17 protein-coding genes and 1 pseudogene are annotated in these 16718 nt (G+C 68.0%); 9 read left to right on the top strand and 9 right to left on the bottom strand.

The window, feature by feature from the left end; genetic code table 11:
* Positions 1–135 precede the first annotated feature (135 nt).
* Entirely contained in the window at positions 136–1329 is a 1194-nt protein-coding gene (locus tag A949_RS0128315) for an alcohol dehydrogenase catalytic domain-containing protein (RefSeq protein WP_019359429.1), read from the top strand.
* A gap of 708 nt (positions 1330–2037) precedes the next feature.
* On the opposite strand, the gene A949_RS0128310 is transcribed toward A949_RS0128315, so the two are convergent.
* The 8 genes and pseudogenes from A949_RS0128310 to A949_RS0128275 all read right to left on the bottom strand — a co-directional run bounded on the left by A949_RS0128310 (position 2038) and on the right by A949_RS0128275 (position 9683).
* A complete protein-coding gene (locus tag A949_RS0128310; RefSeq protein WP_026005112.1) occupies positions 2038–2883 on the bottom strand; it encodes an IS5 family transposase in 846 nt (281 codons plus the stop codon).
* 64 nt (positions 2884–2947) lie between these two features.
* Complete coding sequence (locus A949_RS0128305; RefSeq protein WP_019359427.1) at positions 2948–3367, bottom strand: hypothetical protein; 420 nt, start codon at positions 3365–3367, stop codon at positions 2948–2950.
* 2 nt (positions 3368–3369) lie between these two features.
* A complete protein-coding gene (locus A949_RS0128300) occupies positions 3370–4371 on the bottom strand; it encodes a DUF6192 family protein (RefSeq protein WP_019359426.1) in 1002 nt (333 codons plus the stop codon).
* A 727-nt stretch (positions 4372–5098) separates the two neighbouring features.
* Positions 5099–6319 (bottom strand): phospholipase D-like domain-containing protein, encoded by a 1221-nt coding sequence (locus A949_RS0128290; RefSeq protein WP_026005111.1) that lies wholly within the window; start codon positions 6317–6319, stop codon positions 5099–5101.
* A gap of 92 nt (positions 6320–6411) precedes the next feature.
* Positions 6412–7659, bottom strand: coding sequence for a hypothetical protein (locus tag A949_RS0128285; RefSeq protein WP_078565560.1), 1248 nt, complete (start codon positions 7657–7659; stop codon positions 6412–6414).
* 263 nt (positions 7660–7922) lie between these two features.
* A pseudogene (locus A949_RS39365) lies at positions 7923–8126 on the bottom strand (FAD-dependent oxidoreductase); the annotation flags it as partial.
* On the bottom strand, positions 8123–9382 hold the full coding sequence (locus A949_RS34910; protein ID WP_078565552.1) for a polyprenyl synthetase family protein: 1260 nt from the start codon (positions 9380–9382) through the stop codon (positions 8123–8125). The pseudogene A949_RS39365 and the gene A949_RS34910, both read right to left, overlap by 4 nt.
* Positions 9383–9443: 61 nt before the next feature.
* Positions 9444–9683: a hypothetical protein gene (locus A949_RS0128275; RefSeq protein WP_019359421.1), complete on the bottom strand. Its 240-nt coding sequence runs from the start codon at positions 9681–9683 to the stop codon at positions 9444–9446.
* 139 nt (positions 9684–9822) lie between these two features.
* Between A949_RS0128275 and A949_RS35790 the strand changes: the two genes are divergently transcribed.
* Positions 9823–10722, top strand: coding sequence for a MerR family transcriptional regulator (locus A949_RS35790; RefSeq protein WP_158687646.1), 900 nt, complete (start codon positions 9823–9825; stop codon positions 10720–10722).
* Between the two features lie 419 nt (positions 10723–11141).
* Complete coding sequence (locus A949_RS0128265) at positions 11142–12173, top strand: NAD-dependent epimerase/dehydratase family protein (RefSeq protein WP_026005110.1); 1032 nt, start codon at positions 11142–11144, stop codon at positions 12171–12173.
* 5 nt (positions 12174–12178) lie between these two features.
* Here the strand turns inward: A949_RS0128265 and A949_RS0128260 are convergent, their stop codons facing one another.
* Positions 12179–13525, bottom strand: a complete 1347-nt coding sequence (locus A949_RS0128260; RefSeq protein ID WP_019359418.1) for a hypothetical protein — start codon at positions 13523–13525, stop codon at positions 12179–12181.
* Between the two features lie 192 nt (positions 13526–13717).
* Between A949_RS0128260 and A949_RS34900 the strand changes: the two genes are divergently transcribed.
* From A949_RS34900 to A949_RS0128235, 6 genes are all read left to right on the top strand, one after another.
* On the top strand, positions 13718–14194 hold the full coding sequence (locus tag A949_RS34900; RefSeq protein WP_019359417.1) for an ATP-binding protein: 477 nt from the start codon (positions 13718–13720) through the stop codon (positions 14192–14194).
* On the top strand, positions 14194–14691 hold the full coding sequence (locus tag A949_RS0128250; RefSeq protein ID WP_019359416.1) for a hypothetical protein: 498 nt from the start codon (positions 14194–14196) through the stop codon (positions 14689–14691). Before A949_RS34900 ends, A949_RS0128250 begins: the two co-directional genes overlap by 1 nt.
* Positions 14692–14727: 36 nt before the next feature.
* Complete coding sequence (locus A949_RS0128245; RefSeq protein ID WP_019359415.1) at positions 14728–15192, top strand: LuxR C-terminal-related transcriptional regulator; 465 nt, start codon at positions 14728–14730, stop codon at positions 15190–15192.
* A 294-nt stretch (positions 15193–15486) separates the two neighbouring features.
* The gene (locus A949_RS39360) at positions 15487–15717 is read left to right on the top strand and encodes a DUF5999 family protein (RefSeq protein WP_078565550.1); all 231 of its coding nucleotides are present in this window, start codon (positions 15487–15489) and stop codon (positions 15715–15717) included.
* Entirely contained in the window at positions 15714–16367 is a 654-nt protein-coding gene (locus tag A949_RS34895; RefSeq protein ID WP_019359414.1) for a hypothetical protein, read from the top strand. The genes A949_RS39360 and A949_RS34895 overlap by 4 nt, the downstream gene beginning before the upstream one ends.
* A gap of 101 nt (positions 16368–16468) precedes the next feature.
* On the top strand, positions 16469–16714 hold the full coding sequence (locus tag A949_RS0128235) for a hypothetical protein (protein WP_114018448.1): 246 nt from the start codon (positions 16469–16471) through the stop codon (positions 16712–16714).
* Positions 16715–16718 lie beyond the last annotated feature (4 nt).

Genomic DNA, 16718 nt, shown 5'->3' with positions numbered 1-16718 from the left:
ACGCAAGAGGGTGTGGCGCTGGCCTGCATACCTCGGATGGAGCCCTACGTTAGGAAACGCGAGGTCGCAAAGTCGCCCAAATGACCGCCGACACTGACTCGGCCGAGTCACCGTGAATCAGCAGAGGAGATCGTCATGGCAAGCAGCAACCGTGCTGTCACCTTTCAGAACCCGAAAGACATGCGCGTTGAGTCCCTGGACTTCCCGAAGCTTCAGATGCCGAACGGGAAGAAGGCCCCGCACGGAGTCATCCTCAGGATCGTCGCCACCAACATCTGCGGGAGCGACCTGCACATTTACCGCGGGTCCTTCCCGGTGCCCCAGGGCATGGTGGTGGGGCACGAGATGACCGGTGAGGTCATCGAGGTCGGCCCCGACGTCGAGTTCCTCAGTGAGGGCGACCTCGTCTCCGTGCCGTTCAACGTCGCGTGCGGCCGATGCCGCAACTGCAGGGCGCGCCGGACCGACGTCTGCGAGACCACAAACCCCAAGGTGTCCTGCGGAGCGTACGGCTTCAACCTGGGCGACTGGACCGGCGGCCAGGCCGAGTACCTGTTCGTCCCGTACGCCGACTTCCAGCTCCTGCGCTTCCCGGACCGGGACCAGGCCATGGCGAAGATCCGTGACCTGGCGCTGCTCTCGGACATCCTGCCCACCGCGTTTCACGGTCTCATGGAGGCCGGTGCCAAGCCGGGCTCGACCGTGTACATCGCCGGCGCCGGCCCGGTCGGCCGCTGCGGCGCAGCAGCGGCGCGGCTCCTCGGGGCGTCCTGCATCATCGTGGGCGACTACCACAAGGACCGCTTGGAGCTGGTGAAGAAGAACGGCTGCGAGACGATCGACCTGAGCCAGGACGCGGCGCTCACCGACCAGATCGAGGCCATCCTGGGCGAACCCATGGTCGACTGCGCAGTGGACTACGTCGGCACCGAGGCACACGGCATCGGCCGCGAGGCCGAGGACATGGACCCGGCCTACGCCATCAACCAGGTGCTCGACGCCACCCGCGCGGGCGGGGCCACCGGAGTCATCGGCGTCTACGGCGCCGACCCGCTCGCGAAGTCGAAGGCCGAGCAGGAGGGAACGTACCCGATCGACTTCGGCAAGGCGTGGATCAAGTCGCCGCGGATCGCCGCCGGGCAGGCACCGATCATGCACTACAACCGCGAGCTGATGATGGCGATCCTGTGGGACCGCATGCCCTACCTGAGCGCCATGCTCAACACGAAGGTGATCAGCCTCGACGACGCCCCCGACGCCTACGCGACCTTCGACACGGGAGTGTCCGAAAAGTTCATCATCGACCCCCACGGCCTCATTCCCGCCTGAGGCCCGCCCTCATCCGTCCCTGCGAACTCATAAGCGACGGCGTAGTGGGCAGTCCGTCACCCCCGACGACGCGACGGACTGCCCAGGTGCCCCCAAGGAGCGGTTAGTACCCGCTGACGCCGTAGGCGCTCAGCGCATCAGCCATCGGTTGGAAGAAGATCGTGCCGCCGCAGCGCAGTCGCCGACCGCGACAGGTGGGCGGGAGGCGTGGGCGGCGCTGTGCCTCGCGCCAGTGCAGGACTCCTGGTAGAAGACGTTGCCGGAGCGTGCGGCCGTTATCTGCCGAGCTGACTGGGGTCCATGCTTTCTTGGACGAGCGCTTCATCGTCGGTTGTCGGTACGGCGGGAGACGCGATTGCGGCTGCTGTATCTCAAGCGTCGCACCGACTGTGTTACCAAACGCCGACTCGTTTCGCTGGCGCCGGTTCTGCCGTACCCCGGTGCCGCAGCGGACCGCGGACGGTGGATGAGCTCGGACACGACGGGCGTGCAAGCACACTGGCCCTCCTCGACCTCATGGCTGACCGCTACCGGTGCTCCGGAACCGAAAAGAGCTTGCGGTCTCTCGGGCCAGCGGCACGTTCACCCGGCCAGCCAAGGCACAGGCTGCGGACCGTGCTTCCTCCACCCAGATGCCCCTGGCGGTCCTTGATCAGCAGCCTTCGACCTGTACGCGTGGCCCGGCCCGGAGCCGGGCGAATAACCAGTTCAGGCGCACGTACTGGGCTTGCTGGCCCAGGCGGAGCCCGCCCCGTTGCGGGTCAGACGCTTGGTCATCAGCGTGATCGCCGCCCAGGTGATCAGCGTTTCGGAGTGCTGGACGAGCCGTTCGTAGTCCCTCGCGTGCCGGCGGGCGTTCATCATCCATGCCAGCGAGCGTTCAACGACCCAGCGGCGGGGCAGCAGGACGAACCCGGAGGAGTCCTTCGGGCGGGCAACGGTCTTGATCGTGAGGTTCAGATGCTTCTTCGCCCAGGTAATGAGCTTGCCCGCGTAGGCGCGGTCGGCCCAGACGATGGTGATCTCGGGGTGCATGAGACGGAGACGGAAGAGGACTTCCTTGGCCGCGGCGGAGTCATGCAGATCGGCCGGGGTGACCATGACCAGCAGCGGCAGGCCGCGGGTGTCGACCACGAGATGCCGTTTGCGGCCATTGATCTTTTTGCCTGCATCGTAACCGCGGGAGTTCTTGCCGACGGTCGATGCCGCTTTGACTGACTGCGAGTCGATGATCGTCGCGACGGCTCTGAGGCCTTTGCCCACCTCGCGGCGGATCCGCTGGGTCAGGGCGTCACGGATCTGACCGATGACACCGCGGGCAGCCCAGCGGGCCATGAACCCCCAAACGGTCCTCCAGGGCGGGAAGTCCGCGGGTAGGGCCCTCCACTTGCAGCCGGTGTCCACGACATATCGAATCGAGTCGACGATCTCGCGCCGGGGGTGCTTCTCCGGCCGGCCGCCGCGGGCGGTGTCGCAGGCCGGCAGCGGCAGCAGCGGTTCGATCAGGGCCCACTCGTCATCCGTCATGTCCGACGGATAGCGGCGCTGACGCACTTCCCCTCCCGTCTGTGACCTGCTGCGGGGCCGGCCGGCTTCGCCGGTCGGCCCCGTGGATCGGTCAGGCGCTGGCGATGAGGTCGAGGGTGGATTCGATGGAGTTGAGCTGGGCGACGATGTGCCGTACCCACTTGTCGTTCGGGTGGGCGGCGGCGTGCGGGGCGACCGTGCCGGTGATGAACCGCCGGAACTGGGTCAGCTTCTCGCCCACGACCTGCCGCTCGTAGGCTTCGAGCGCGGCCCGCTCCGCTCCGAGCTGGTAGCCGTCGAGACGGTTCCAGATCAGCGGAGGCCAGCCCTTGGACGCGGCCTCGTCCTTCAGCGCGGCCAGGCCGGAGCGGACCTGGTGCGGTGAGAGCGCGCTCGCACGGACCAGCTGGTGAAACTCCAGCCCGGCCGGGCGGGCCTCGAACAGAACGAAGCGGACGGTGTCCGCGTGTCGTCTGGCCGCGTCCCCTTTGCGCCGGGAGGCGCGGGGCACGACTACTCGCCCCGCAGGATCGCCGCGAGCTCGTCGTCCATGTCGACCTTGCCGGTGTCGACCGCCGTTTCGATCCAGTCCAGAGTCGCTTTCACCTTGGCTACGTTCTGGTGGACGATGGTGCGTTCGTCCTCCGACAGTTGGCGGTCGCGCAGGCCGGGGACGGTCCGGCCAGCTGCGGCGACGAACGCGTGGAAGGCGGTCACCAAGTCAAGGAACTCCACCGTCCGGTCGATGTTGCGGACTGCCGGGGCGACGGGGTTCGAGCGCTCGAAGTGGTCAAGGGCTTGCCGACTGCGCTCGGCCTGGGCAGAGTTGACCTGGAAGCGGGCGGTGTCATCGCTCATCGCCTTGAACGCGACGTCCGGCCTGCGGAGCAGGCTGGTCGCGGCGGTCGTCGCGACCTGCTCGTCGCGGGTGAATTCCTCCACCACCCGGACCTTGTCCTCCGAGGACACCTTGGCCGCGACCTGGGGACGCTTCAGGAAGTCGGTGGTCACCGCAGCCGCGACCTCGGCGTCCCGGGCCAGCGAGTGGATCGCGGTAACCTTCTCCTGCGGGGTGATGGGCGTCTCGACCTGCTGGCCGACCTGTCGATTGGCGTCGTCCTTGGTCCAGCGGGCCTTTCCCTCCGGGAGCGTCAGGATCGTCGCGAACCGCCTCTCCTCGTCCTCGATACTCGCCAGCGACCGGTGGACCGTGTAGGACGCGAGCTCGGGACGGCGTCGTTCCTTCGGCCACCGCGACGCCACCCACCTGGCCGTCTTCACCGTGGAGAACCTCAGGCCGATGTCCTCGGCCAGGCGCGTCAGCGATTCCTCGACCGTGTACTCGCTGTCCCCGGTTTCGCCGCCCCGCTGCCGCATCGGTTCGACCTCCAGGGCCCGGTCCCCGATCGTGAACTGGCCGCGGGTCTGCTGTTCGACGACGTCCCGCAGCTCGGCCACGATCTGCTCGTAGCGAGACTGGCTGACGGCGCCGATGGTCTCGTTCTCCTCGGACATGGCTTTCACCATCCAAGTGCGCTCCCAGGCGCGGCACTTCGGGCCGTGACAGGACAGGGACCGCATCTGTTTCCGAGAGTCAGACCGTAAATATGAAGATCGCAAGGAATGACCGCAATTGACCGTTCCGTGAACGAAACTGGTCCAAGGATGCGTTCGCTCAGTGGTCACTGTGCACGATCCGCGTACGGATCCTTCCGCTTCCGCCAGGCCCCCACGACGCAGCGCCGCGAGCAGAACCGGGCGTCCGAGCGACGGTCGACACCCGCCACCCAGCGGGCCCCGCACTCGGGGCACTCGACCAGGCCGACCTTGTCCCGGACAGCTGCCAACCGCTTCCTCAGCCGCTGTTCCTTGCGCCACTGCCTGGAACGACAGACCGACGAGCAGAACACCGCCTCGGGCCGGGCGTCCGGCCTCAGCCGTTCACCACAAGCCGGACAGTCCCTCACTCTGGCCCTCTCGGCACCCTCAGACACCGGTCCAGGCTAGGGGGCAAATCTACCCAGAACCTTGGATCGGAAACAGCTACTCAGTCAGGGCCACGGACAATCCGCGGCAGTGTCGCACCATCGTCATCTGGTGGGTGATGTCCATCCAGGGCCTGGACCACGCATCACCGAGCAGGCTCTCGTCTGCGCACCCCGCGAGCCCCGTGAACTTCTCCGGGGTCGCGGCGGTGTATCAGGCGCCTCGCCCGAAACGTCCCGATGCTCTCCGTGGGTGATCAAAGGAAGCGGCGGATGGGACGTACAGCTGCTTCCCCGAGGCGCTGCTGCACGGGCCTGCGCTTCCAGCGTCCGGGCGTGATGAGGTCGCCTCCCTCCCAGTCCTCGGCGAAGTGCTTGTCCAGCGTGGCGGTGAGCTCCTCGTCCACGACAGCGAGCATGACCTCTTCGTCGTGTTCGAGTGAGCGACGGTTGAAGTTGGTGGAGCCGACCAGGGAAACGATGCCGTCGATGGTCACGATTTTGGCGTGCAGCATCGTCGGCTGGTACTCGGCGATCCGGACCCCGGCATCCAGGAGGTCCTCGTAGGAGCGGCGGCCGCCCAGCTGTGAGACGCGTTTGTCCGTGTGCGGGCCGGGGATGAGGATGTCGATCGTGACTCCCCGGCGAGCTGTGCGGCAGAGCAACTGGACGAAGAAGTCGTCCGGGGTGAAGTACGCGGTCGAGACCCGGACCCGCTCCCGCGCCGACTCCAGCAGCACGCGCAGCAGGGTCTGCATGTCCTGCCAGCCGAAACTGGCCGAACCGCGGACCACCTGGACCACGGACCGACCGGTCGTGTCGTGTTCAATGAACCGGTCTTTCTCGTCGAAAAGCTCCTGGTGGCACTCCGCCCAGTTCTGTGCGAACGCGGCCGTGATGCCGTCGACCGCGGGGCCGCGAACCTGGATGTGAGTGTCCCGCCATTCACCCGGATGGCGGGCGTCCCCGCACCATTCCTCGGCGATGCCCACCCCTCCGGTGAAGGCGGTGCGCTCGTCGACCACGAGAGCCTTGCGGTGGCAGCGGTGGTTCTGCTTGAGAGGAGAGACCCACAGCGGCTTGCGGAACCACACCACATGCACGCCGGCCGAGGACATCTCATCGAGCAGGTCCTGCTGGATCGGGCTGCTGCCGAACCCGTCCAGCAACAGCCGTACGCGTACGCCTTCCCGGGCGCGTTCCGAGAGCGCGGCTGCGAAGTCACGGGCGATGTCACCGCGCCAGTAGACGAACGTCATCATGTCGACCGTGTGCTCGGCCGCTCGGATCGCCCCGAGCATCGCGGGGAAGATCTCATCGCCGTTACGCAACACGCGCAGCTCGTTGCCTTCTGTGGCGGCGATGCCGATCAGTCGTTCCAGACGTCTGCGTATCTCCTGCTTCCGTTTACCGACCGGCACAGCCGCAGAATTCTTGTCGTCATCGGCGGGACTGTCGGCCTGCTCCACAACACTCATGAGGGGGACCATACGGATCGCGACGACGGGATGGAAAAACCCCTCGTCACAGCAGTGATGCCCCTCGGACACCGGACGACGGTGGCCGGAGCTCAGCTCTCGTGCTCTTCAGCGCGTGTCGCCTCGCGGTCGGTGCGCTGCTCTTCCTTGTCGCGCTGCGCCTGACGCTCAAGCTCTCGTTCGCTGTAGGCGGCCCGGCGCACGGCGTCCTCACCCGCGAGACCGGATCCCAGAGCACCTGCGATCGTTCCCATGGACGCGGACAGCCACGCGATGGTCGCGAGGTCGGGAATGCCGGCGCCGTGCCGGAGCGTGGTGGCGAGGTAGCCGGTCGGGATGGCTACGAACGCGGCAAGCAGCGTGACGGCGTACAGCAACAGGTACATACAGAAGACACCGAAAGACACGGTCAGCGTCGTCACCGAGTTGTACAACGCCGATTCGGACCGCAGGCGACGGTTTCTCGGGCTCTCCCACAGGCCGTTGTCGAAGATCAGCCAGACGATCATCGCGAGCACCGCGGCCGCGTTGACCAGGATCAGGCGCGCGGTGCTGAAGGCATCTGCCAACTGCCAGATGTTGGAGTAGAACACGCCGAACGCGGCACCGGCAGCAGCGCCCGCCAACGCCGGCGAGAGGCTCGGGACCAGACGCCATGGACGGTTCGCCCTCACCATCCCGGTCAACAGCCGCAGCTTCCCGCGCGCCCCCGTCAGCACAAGATGCAGGGATTCCCCCTGGGTACCGAGCTGAACGTCGGAATCCTCGCTGCCGTCCTCCTCGATGTCGGCGCGCCTCTCTTCCCGATCGCTGATGATCTCGTAGGAGAACCCCAGCGCGGGCCCAGGAGACTTCCGCTCCCCACCTGACTCCTCGGCCGCGGATCGAGCACCGCCCGCGTTCCCGAGATGCGCGGCCACCAGATACGCGATCGTGTCGCGCGCCCGGCGACGCACCCGAAACGCCCCCAACGCGGGCAACGACACCAGCCCCACCCCGGCCTCAGGATGACAGTCGGCGACAATCGGCTGCCGACCAGCACGGCGCGGCAGCTCAGTCAGCAGGACAGTGACGTCCCAGCCTTGCTCCTCGCGCTGACGACGCCCGATGTCGAGTAGCGGCAACGCACCTTCCTCGTCCAAAGGCAGCAGCTGCGACGAGGTCTCCACCCGCCAGCGCTCCGGGCCATCCTCCCGCTCCGCGAGGAGAGCAGGCAGCTCCTGCCCGATCGCATCCACGAGCTCAGCCGACAGGCCAGGGTCAGCGACCAGTCCGAGAACGGCTTTTGCATCGTCTCCGCGACCGTTGCCCGCTTCTGCCGGGTCTTCCTGCGTGCTCAAAAACATCTCCCATTCGCACCGCCCTATTGCCCGGTCACGGAAGTAAGTGTCCAGGTCGGCGGCTTCTTTTCTCCGTACGTTGTTCTGCTTGCGGCGAAGTGCGTGCCGAGAAGCCCATCTCCTGCGGTACCCGGACACGCGCCGCCCAAGCCCGGGAGGCTTTCACAGCCGAAACGGGTTTCCGCAACTCGTTTTCGCTGGTAAGGCGCGCGCACATGGACCAGAGGGGTACGTATCTCCGCTCTCGGCATGCGTCTGCGCTGGTCGGGAGGTGTCAGCACCGTGGGCCCCGTATCGATGCGGTAGCCGGACATGTCGTCGAGACCGGCCCGGCCGCCGGGGGCCTGTGCCGCTTCCACGACGGTCACCGACCGCCCCTCCCCCAGCAGATGCAGCGCTGCCGACAGGCCCGACAAACCGGCTCCCACCACAACGACATGGTCGCTGGGGCCACGCACTGCCTTCATACCGGATCTACCCCCTCGGCGCTCGCGTGTCGGGGCGGAGCCGCACGAAGGGTGGCGCCGACCAGCGCGGTGAGGCTGTCGGCTGCCGCCCGGGGCATGGCCGACTCGGCGACCGCCTCCCGGGCTTCGTCCGCCAGCTCGCGGACCAGTTTTTCGACGTGGCCGCGGGCACCTACCTGCGTCACCGCTGCGCGGACCTCGTCGAGTCCGTCCTCGCTCAACTCGGGATTCCCTTGTGCGCGGGTCAGGACTTGCTGCGCTGTGCGGTGACCGCCGCGGCTGGCGGCCTCCAACGCCACGGTCATCAAGTAGGTCGGCTTGCCCTGCCGGACGTCCTCCCCTGTCCGCCTGCCCAACTGCTGTTCATCCCCAAAAAGATCGGCCAAGTCGTCTGCCAGATGGAAGGCCAGTCCGGCGCACCGGCCGACCCGTTCCAGCCCCGCGCTGAGGTCAGCGGATGCTCCGCCGAGCGTGGCACCCAGCAACAACGGGCGCTGCACCGTGTACAGGCCGGACTTAAGGTAGGCAGTGCGCAGCGCCTCGTCCGGGCAGCTTGCGCCGTCAGCCTGAGAACGCAGGTCAAGGTACTGTCCAGCGACCATTTCGGTGCGCATCGCCTGCCACAAGCGACGCGTCCGCTGCCGAGAGTGCTGCGGCAGGTCCGTCTGCTCCCACAAGTCCTGTGCCCATGCCAGTGCCAGGTCACCAGCCAGCAGAGCAGCCGAGTATCCAAACGCCTCGGCCGAGCCACTTGCGCCTCGGCTGCGATGCACGGCCTGAAAAGCGACGTGCAGGGCGGGCCGGCCCCGACGACTCGTCGCGGAGTCCATGAGGTCGTCGTGGATGAGCGCGCAGCCCTGCAGCAACTCCAGCGCCGCACCGATCTCCAGCACGGCGTCTTCCGAGACGTCGGCTGCTCCTGCCGCGTGCCAACCACACCACAGGAACGCCGGCCTCAGCCGCTTCCCGCCTCCCAGGACGAGCCGGGTGAGATGGTGGACGACTTCGTCGGCGAACGCGGCAGTCAGCACGGCGCTTTCCGTGCGGCGTTGCGCCAAATGGGTGTCGAGGACACGTTCGACACGTGCGGCGACGCTCCGCGCGCAGGAGCCCGGCGGCGCCTCGTCCGCCTCGCAGGCCGGGGTGATGCGTGTGTCCGGCAGCGGTGGTGCGGTCCGGACCGGGCCGTCGTGCCGCATCGCACTCCCTTCGGTTTCGCCGACATGTGCAACACCTGCGCTGACGAGGTCACTCATCCGTGCCGTCCGGCAGCTCCAGCCAGACGACGACCGCAGTGGTGCGGTGGCCGTTGCGCGATCACTGGGAGGACAAGGTGCCCTCGCTGCGTTCGTACTGGGACAGTGCCAGCCCAAGAGCGAAGAAGGTCGGGGCCCACTCGCCGACGAAGATGCCCCAACGGTCCGCGCGGTCCATACCGGCGTGCTCGGCCTTGTTGGAGGTCAGCCAGGTGACGAAGGAGGCGCCGATCGACGCGAACGCTCCCAAGTAGGCGTGCTCGCTGCGTAGTCCTGCTTCATGCAGTTTCTTGACGATCATGCCGTCCCTTTCTCCGTTGTGACCGGACGACACGACGAGTAACCCGCCCCCGAAAGCGGCAAACCTCGACAGAACTTATGCACCCGTTCGTGCCTTGCGATGTTGCGACGTGCGGCCCGGTCGCCGGAATATGGCGCGCATGAGCACGCACGCGACACCCTGTCGGACCTCGGCAACGCCCGAGGCGGAGGTGAGCCTGTTCTCGGTGGGTGTCGCGGCCCAGCGGCTACAGACCAAAGCGGCGACCCTGCGCGCCTGGGGGACCCGCTATGGCCTGGAGCCCTCCGGCCGTACCCCCGGTGGCCACCGGCGCTACTCGCTGGAAGACCTACAGCGGCTGGATCGCATGCTCCATCTTGTCCGCCAAGGCGTCGCCGCCGCCCAGGCAGCCCGCGCAGTCTCGGCCGGCCCCCCGCCGGACTCCACAGGGTCCGTGCCGGTCAGCGCACAGGATCTGCGCGCGGCGATGGACGCCTTCGACCCCGAAGCCGTCACACGCCTGGCCGCAGCCGCGCTCGCCCGCCAGGGCGCCGCGCTGGCGTGGACGACCGTCTTCGCCCCCGCTCTGGTGGCGATCGGCGAGCACTGGGAGAAGACCGGCTGCGGAGTCGAGACCGAGCACATGACCAGCGGCCTCCTCGAAGCCGCCCTGCGCCAGCACGCCCAAGCCCACGCCCCGAACCCGTCAGCACAGGCCCCGCTCGTGCTGCTGGCAGCCACCTCCGACGAACAGCACACTCTGCCCCTGACCGCCTTGGCTGCCGCCCTGGCAGACCGCAGCTACACCAGCGTCCTGCTCGGCAGCCTCCCTTCCCGCTACCTGATCGAAGCCATCTCCCGTACCCAGCCACACGCCACCGTGCTGTGGGCACGCGACCCGGCCACAGCCGACACCGGCATGCTGCAAGACGCTGCCAGCAGCGCGAGCGCACCGGTCTACCCGGCGGGACCAGGATGGCCCTGCTCCCCTTGCACCGGACACGCCGCATCCGTGCTCCAGACCTTGCCTCAAACCCTCGACGTCCTCACCGGCATCTGATCGCCACGCCGCAGACGACTCAACCGACCGTTTCTGGCAGTCGAACTGTCGGGCTGACTGAGGCACTTCCGGGCCCCGGCCAGACGCCGGCCGAGGCCTGGCACCCAACCCGTCAGCGCGGCGGCCATCTGCACCACCGAACGCTCCGGGCCGAACCCAGTGGTACCAGCTGGTGCGGCAGGCACAGTTCCTCCCCAGCGCTCGCAAGGCGATGGCCGCAATGACCTCGTGGCCCGCCACGTGTCCTGCACTCCGCAGCACAGTGTGTCTCCTCAGCGCACCACCAGGAATGGGGTGATGACGAGACCGGCCAAGCTGTCGGCGTGACGCCCCCTGCCCGGGCACCGGCCGAAGGCCGCACAGGCAAGCCGCCGCGGGGCTCTGGCTGATCGGGTGACCGTTCGGGCAGGATCGCAGGCATGAGACTTCTTGTGCTGGGCGGTGGATGGTTCCTCGGGCACGCGGTCGCACACGACGCTCTGAGCCGAGGGTGGGAGGTGCACGTTTTCAACCGCGGCAAGTCCGGAGCGGTCCCGGATGGCGCCAGCCCGGTGCATGGTGATCGGACCATTGCCGCAGATCTCGAACGGCTTGCTTCCGCAGGGCCCTGGGACGCCGTCGTGGACACGTCCGCGTCCGAGTTGGCCCCACGCGATGTCCTTGCAGGGGCCCGGGTCCTGGAACGAGTCGCCAGGCGGTACGTCTACATCAGCACAGTGAACGCCTATCGCGGTTGGCCAAACGAGCCGTTGACGGAAGACTCTGAGCTGCTGGACGGCCCTCCGGACGCCGATGCCGATTACGGCCGCCTCCCGGAAGGCTGGACAGGCCCCGACTGGCATTACGGTCGGCAGAAAGCGGGCGCCGAGCGGGCAGTTACCACCGTCTACGGCCCCGGGAGAACGAGCGTTCTGCGCCCGGGTGTCATCCTGGGACCACGTGAGTACGTCGGACGGCTTCCCTGGTGGTTGCGCCGTACTTCCCGCGGTGGTCGCATGCTGGCTCCCGGGGCGCCAGAGAGGACCATCCAGCCGATCGACGTGCGGGATGTGGCTGCGTTTGCTCTCGACCAGGCGGCTGCCGACAGTGGAGGCGCCTACAACTGCGTCGCGCCAGTCGCCCAGGCGACTATGAGCGATCTGCTGACAGCGTGCGTCTTGGCCACGGGCGGACACGCACAGCTCATCTGGGCTTCCGACAAGCTGCTCCTGGACCACGAGGTGAGGCAGTGGACGGAGCTGCCGCTGTGGCGCACGCATGCCGGCGTATGGCGGATCGACTCGACGCGCGCGCAGGCTGCTGGGCTGGTCTGTAGACCGCTGGCGGACACGGTCGCGGACACCTGGTCATGGATGACAGAAGGTGGCACGCCGGTGGAACACCCGCGATGGGCCGAGCACGGTATCTCGCCCGAGAAGGAACGAGCGATCCTCGCCGCGCTCGGCCGCTAGAACGGTCAGGCTTCGATTGCCAGGGGGCTGACTGCTCCGAGCCGGCGGGCCGGCGACAGCGCGCTGAATTCCTCTATGCGTTCCGCCAGGTCGACCGCGGCCGGAGCTCGCTCGAACGCGGGGCTGGTCAGCTCGATCCTGGCTGCGGTCAACCGTTCCAGTAGGCCCGCACCGCGCCACTCCGGTGGAATCTGCAGGACCGAAGCGAGCGCTTCACTAGCGCCTTCGACCTCCCGGCGCATCAGCCGCGCACGGGCCAGGTCGATGGCGGCTGGGCCGGAGACCACGATCGGCTGCTCGTTCTCGGGACGGTTGCTCAGCAAGGCGAGGGCTTCGGTAGCGGACGCTTCCGCTGCTTCGCCATCCCGCAGCAGCAAGCTCGTGGTGGCGTTGCTCATCGCCGTGCGAGCGAGGTCGAAGTCGAACTCCCCACCGATATCGTCGTGGAGCTCGTCACGGTCGCCGGCCGCCTGCTCCCCCGCCTGGCGTATGGCGCGCTGGGCCTCGCGGTCGTTGCGCAGGTGCCCGTGTGCGCGCGCCTCGATGGCGAGCAGACGGCGGCGTGCAGTGTCCCCCAAGCCACCGAACTCCAGCGCCTGCCGGGCGAGGCGCACCGCACCAGTGGGGCGCCCTTCCCAGAAGGCCATGAAGGCGAGCATTCCGTGGGCGTATGCCTGGACAGGGCCGTTTTCGATGGTTTTGCCGTACTGCGCGCTGGAACGCGCGAGAGAGACCGCGGGTGCCATCGCACCCAGGTCGAAGGAGACTGCACTGAGCAGCGCCGTAGCTTGCGCTGCCGCATAGTAGAGGCGGGTGTGCTGCTGTGGTGAGCTCGTCCGCTCCAGCATGCTTTGCGCAGCTTGGAGCAGTATCTTCGCGCGTTCGTAGGTCTGTGACGGGGCGGTCATTCCGTACGAGCGGGCGAGAACGACCAGGTCGTCGTCGAGCTGGTCGAGGCTCATCTCGTCCAGGTGGAGAGAAGCGGCCTGGCCTGCGTGTACAGCGGCGTCCTGAGCGGTCATCAGCAGTTCACTTTCGTTGGGCGCACGGGTCTGCGAAACGGCGTCTACCGGGGGCGACTGGGGCATAGGGGCCGGGCCCAGCAGTTCAGCGATGGGCCGCTGGAACATGTATTCCAGAACCCGGACGGTCGGCGCGAAGGGCTCCGTCTTGACGGCACCCACCTTGAGAAGGCGGGTCAAGTGCCGCTGGGTCGGTGCTGGAGCCACATCCGCCCCACGGCGGGTCAGGTCGCTCGCGGCGGCACGATAAGCCTCACTGAACTTGCTGTGGGCTTTGATGCCCTGCGCAGTTGCCAACTCGCAGAGCAGCGTGCGGTCCTCGCCGTTCATGGCCCCCTCCGCAGATTCGGTTCCCTCCCGGGATACCGCCTCAGTCTGCTGTAGGAAACGGTGCGCAAACAGAAGGCCGACAAGAAGTCCTCCTGAGACATGCAAGTCCTGGAAAAGTCCAACTTCCCGTCCTAGCCAACGCGTCCCCCTCTCTTGAACTCTGTGTGTTCACCTCGCGACGAGGAGGAACCAATGAGCGTGGATGTGCTCACGGAGACGGTGGAGAAGAGGCACAGGACGAAGCGCCCGCAGACCGGGACGTCAGACTCCGGTGAGCTCCGGCCGCAGACCTCACGGGCCTTCGCGGTGGTCTTCGCACCGGACAGTGCCCGTGTACCCGAGATACGGCGCACCGTTCGCACCATCCTGCGTTCTTGGAACCTGCCCGAACAGTTAGCCGAGGACATCCAGCTCGCAGTCTCCGAACTGCTCGCCAACGCACTGGAGCACGGAAACGGCGACGTCGAAGCGCGGGTGCTGCGCGTTCTCGACGAGGTGCGCATCGAGGTCACCGACGACAACCCGGAGCCCGCTCAACTGCGCCGCCCCGACGTTGATGAACTCTCCGGCCGCGGGCTGCTTCTCGTCGCTGCCCTCGCGCAGAGCTGGGGCGTCAGCCGCGACGGCCGTACGACCTGGTGCTCCTTCCGCCTCGCTGGGAGGGCCTGATGACCGCCGTAGACGACGCCACCGCCGCCACGCTGGTGCGACGCCGGTACTCCACCGATACCGAGACGCTGATCAAGTACCTGGCCTCCATGCGCCGCTGGCTGGCGGCGGAGGAAGGCATCGGCGACGACCTCTACGACGTGCTGGAGCAGATCGTCGGCGAACGGGCCCAGCCCGCCCCCGACAGCCTCCGCCGCCCCAAGCTCGACGACGCCTTGGTGCGCCTCCGGCTTCCGCTGCCGCGGCGTTGTCGGCGCGGCAGCGCCCCGCCTATGGACCCAGCAGAGGCAGCGCGGATCACCGACCACTTCCGCAGCGCGACGACCGAGCTGAAGCAGCTCGCACCGCACCGTACCGCGGTCTGCCCCGCCCGGGAGATCGCGCGCCTGATCGCTCTCGCTGACGAGCGCCCGCCACCCGACCAGGCCGTCGCGCACCTGCGGCGGTACGCCTTCGCGATCCTCGACGTCCTCGACCTGATGGGAGACGACGCGTGACACGCCCCACCACTCCTCCCGGCAAGGAGCACCTCTGTGACCATTTCTGTCGCCAGGCCCCAGCTCGCACCCCGGGAACGGCAGGTCCTCGCAGGCTTAGCAGAGGGAAACACCCTCGGAGAGGTCGCAAGCCGGCTCCGGCTTCGGGAGGGTACGGCCCGGGGCTACCTCGACCTGGCGAAGTCCAAGCTGTTCGGCGCCCGCAGTACCGAGTCCGCGATCGCGACCGGCTACGCCGTCAACGCCATCACCCAGCCGATGCCGTTGCCGCCTGAGCAACTGCTCCTGACTCCCGAGCAGCGCGCCCTCGTGCCCTTCATCGCCCAGGGGATGAGCGCGGCCCAGATGGCGGCGCAGCTCACTCGGCCGCTCAACGCCGTCCGCCGAGACGGCCGTGAACTCCTGGCGGCTGCGAAGGCGGTCAACCCGGCTCACCTGGTCACGCGGACGTGGCAGCACCAGGTCCTGACCGAGAAGCAGGTCATGACGTGGCTACCCTGACCCGCTGTGGTCGTCGCCTGACCTCATTGACCGGTCGTCTCTGCCGCGCAGGCCCCCTCGCCCGGGTGCAGGCCACTTGGCGGAGAAGACCCTCCAGATGGGCTTCCTCCCCGGCCGCGCTCCCGAGACCTGGCCGGGGACGCCGGCCGCCCCGAGGGGCGCGGCGCCGTCCCCGCCTGCCGACCCGTACCGGTGCCCCCCGGGGGCGAGCGCCCCGGCCGCCGCTCATATGGGCTGGAGGAGCGGCGGCCGGCCTCAACACCGCTACCTACCGCGACGAAAGGCACCACCACCATGACTCCCGCTCCGCGCGTTCCCGAGCGATGTCCGCACCAACCGTCCTGCCCGACCGCCGAGGCAGGCGACCGGGAAGCAGCGCAGCCTTTGGCCTTCCACCCCGAGCAAGGGTGGTCGCTCCTGTGCAATGGCGTAGTCCTGTTCGATGACACGGGAGAGCTGCTGCCGGACGGCCGCGTCGTCGGCCCGCACCGTCCGCTCAGTGATCACCTCCTGACCGCCGCATGAGCCTTCAGCAGTACTACGAAGACGGCCTGCGCGTGCCTTACGTCGCGTCCTGGCAGTACGAGGACTCCTACATGCCGACACCGGTCGAGCGGCGGCATGGCGTCGGCGGCGCGGGCATTGGCTACCAGGGTGAGGCGCGCATGGGCGGCGTCGACCGGCGAAACGGCGTTCTGTGGGTCAGGGCGCCCCTCGCACGGGGGCGGGGGCGGGCGCGGCTGGGCAGTGTCCATCCGCTGCGTCAACGGCAGGCGATGAGCCTCATGCTGTGCCAGGTCTGCGGCGCTGACACCTTCGACAGGAGCGACGAGCGGCACATGGTCCTCGTGCGTGGGGAGACACCCATCCGCGAGGGAGAGCGGACCGCCTCACCTCCCGTGCATGAGAGCTGTGCAGCCGAGTCGGTCCGTGACTGCCCGCATCTGCGCCGAGGCCACGTGGCTGCCTTCGTCCGGCATTTCCAGCCCTGGGGCGTGGCCGGCCTCCTCCACCACCCGAAGACCCTGAAGATCCGCTACAGCGGCACGAGAGACGGGCTCACTTTCGTGGGATTCGGCGATCCACGCATCCGCTGGACCCTCGCCGCCCGGGACGTCAGCACCCTGCACGGCGTGGAGGCCATCGACTTGGACGACCTCCACCTCACCGCGTGACTGGCGGCGGAAGCACGCTTTCGCTCGCCCCGAGCCGTCTCCGGGCTTTCCGCCTGGAGCGCAGCACCCTCACCGAGAGAACCGAGAAAGAGGAATCTGACATGCCGACCATCTCAAGTCCGGCCCCTGCCCTGCCGTTCGCCGCGCGGCTGTTCGAAGGACCAGTGGCTCCCACCACGCCCGAGGCCACCGGCAGCGCTTACAGCACCGCGGTCCAGGTCACCATGGCGCCCGACGGGGCGCCTCTCGTGCAGGCTCACCCGGGCGCTTCCGTGCAGAAGACCGCGGTCACCGTGAGCGGGAGGCCCGGCGACGACCCCGAGCCGATGATCACCAACTGGTGGTAACGGC

Origin of the sequence: Streptomyces sp. AA1529, from assembly GCF_000280905.1 — a bacterium.
Classification (GTDB): domain Bacteria; phylum Actinomycetota; class Actinomycetes; order Streptomycetales; family Streptomycetaceae; genus Streptomyces.
The sequence above is the reverse complement of the archived record's forward strand: the minus strand, read 5'-3'. Positions and strand labels throughout refer to the sequence as shown.

What these genes read in the sequence shown, in the direction of transcription:
- A949_RS0128275 (WP_019359421.1), bottom strand. Translation starts at nt 9,683, where the DNA reads ATGATCGTCAAGAAACTGCATGAAGCAGGACTACGCAGCGAGCACGCC.
- A949_RS35790 (WP_158687646.1), top strand. Translation starts at nt 9,823, where the DNA reads ATGAGCACGCACGCGACACCCTGTCGGACCTCGGCAACGCCCGAGGCG.
- A949_RS0128235 (WP_114018448.1), top strand. Translation starts at nt 16,469, where the DNA reads ATGCCGACCATCTCAAGTCCGGCCCCTGCCCTGCCGTTCGCCGCGCGG.
- A949_RS0128250 (WP_019359416.1), top strand. Translation starts at nt 14,194, where the DNA reads ATGACCGCCGTAGACGACGCCACCGCCGCCACGCTGGTGCGACGCCGG.
- A949_RS39360 (WP_078565550.1), top strand. Translation starts at nt 15,487, where the DNA reads ATGACTCCCGCTCCGCGCGTTCCCGAGCGATGTCCGCACCAACCGTCC.
- A949_RS0128300 (WP_019359426.1), bottom strand. Translation starts at nt 4,371, where the DNA reads ATGTCCGAGGAGAACGAGACCATCGGCGCCGTCAGCCAGTCTCGCTAC.
- A949_RS34910 (WP_078565552.1), bottom strand. Translation starts at nt 9,382, where the DNA reads ATGAGTGACCTCGTCAGCGCAGGTGTTGCACATGTCGGCGAAACCGAA.
- A949_RS0128265 (WP_026005110.1), top strand. Translation starts at nt 11,142, where the DNA reads ATGAGACTTCTTGTGCTGGGCGGTGGATGGTTCCTCGGGCACGCGGTC.
- A949_RS34895 (WP_019359414.1), top strand. Translation starts at nt 15,714, where the DNA reads ATGAGCCTTCAGCAGTACTACGAAGACGGCCTGCGCGTGCCTTACGTC.
- A949_RS0128290 (WP_026005111.1), bottom strand. Translation starts at nt 6,319, where the DNA reads ATGAGTGTTGTGGAGCAGGCCGACAGTCCCGCCGATGACGACAAGAAT.
- A949_RS0128260 (WP_019359418.1), bottom strand. Translation starts at nt 13,525, where the DNA reads ATGAACGGCGAGGACCGCACGCTGCTCTGCGAGTTGGCAACTGCGCAG.
- A949_RS34900 (WP_019359417.1), top strand. Translation starts at nt 13,718, where the DNA reads ATGAGCGTGGATGTGCTCACGGAGACGGTGGAGAAGAGGCACAGGACG.
- A949_RS0128315 (WP_019359429.1), top strand. Translation starts at nt 136, where the DNA reads ATGGCAAGCAGCAACCGTGCTGTCACCTTTCAGAACCCGAAAGACATG.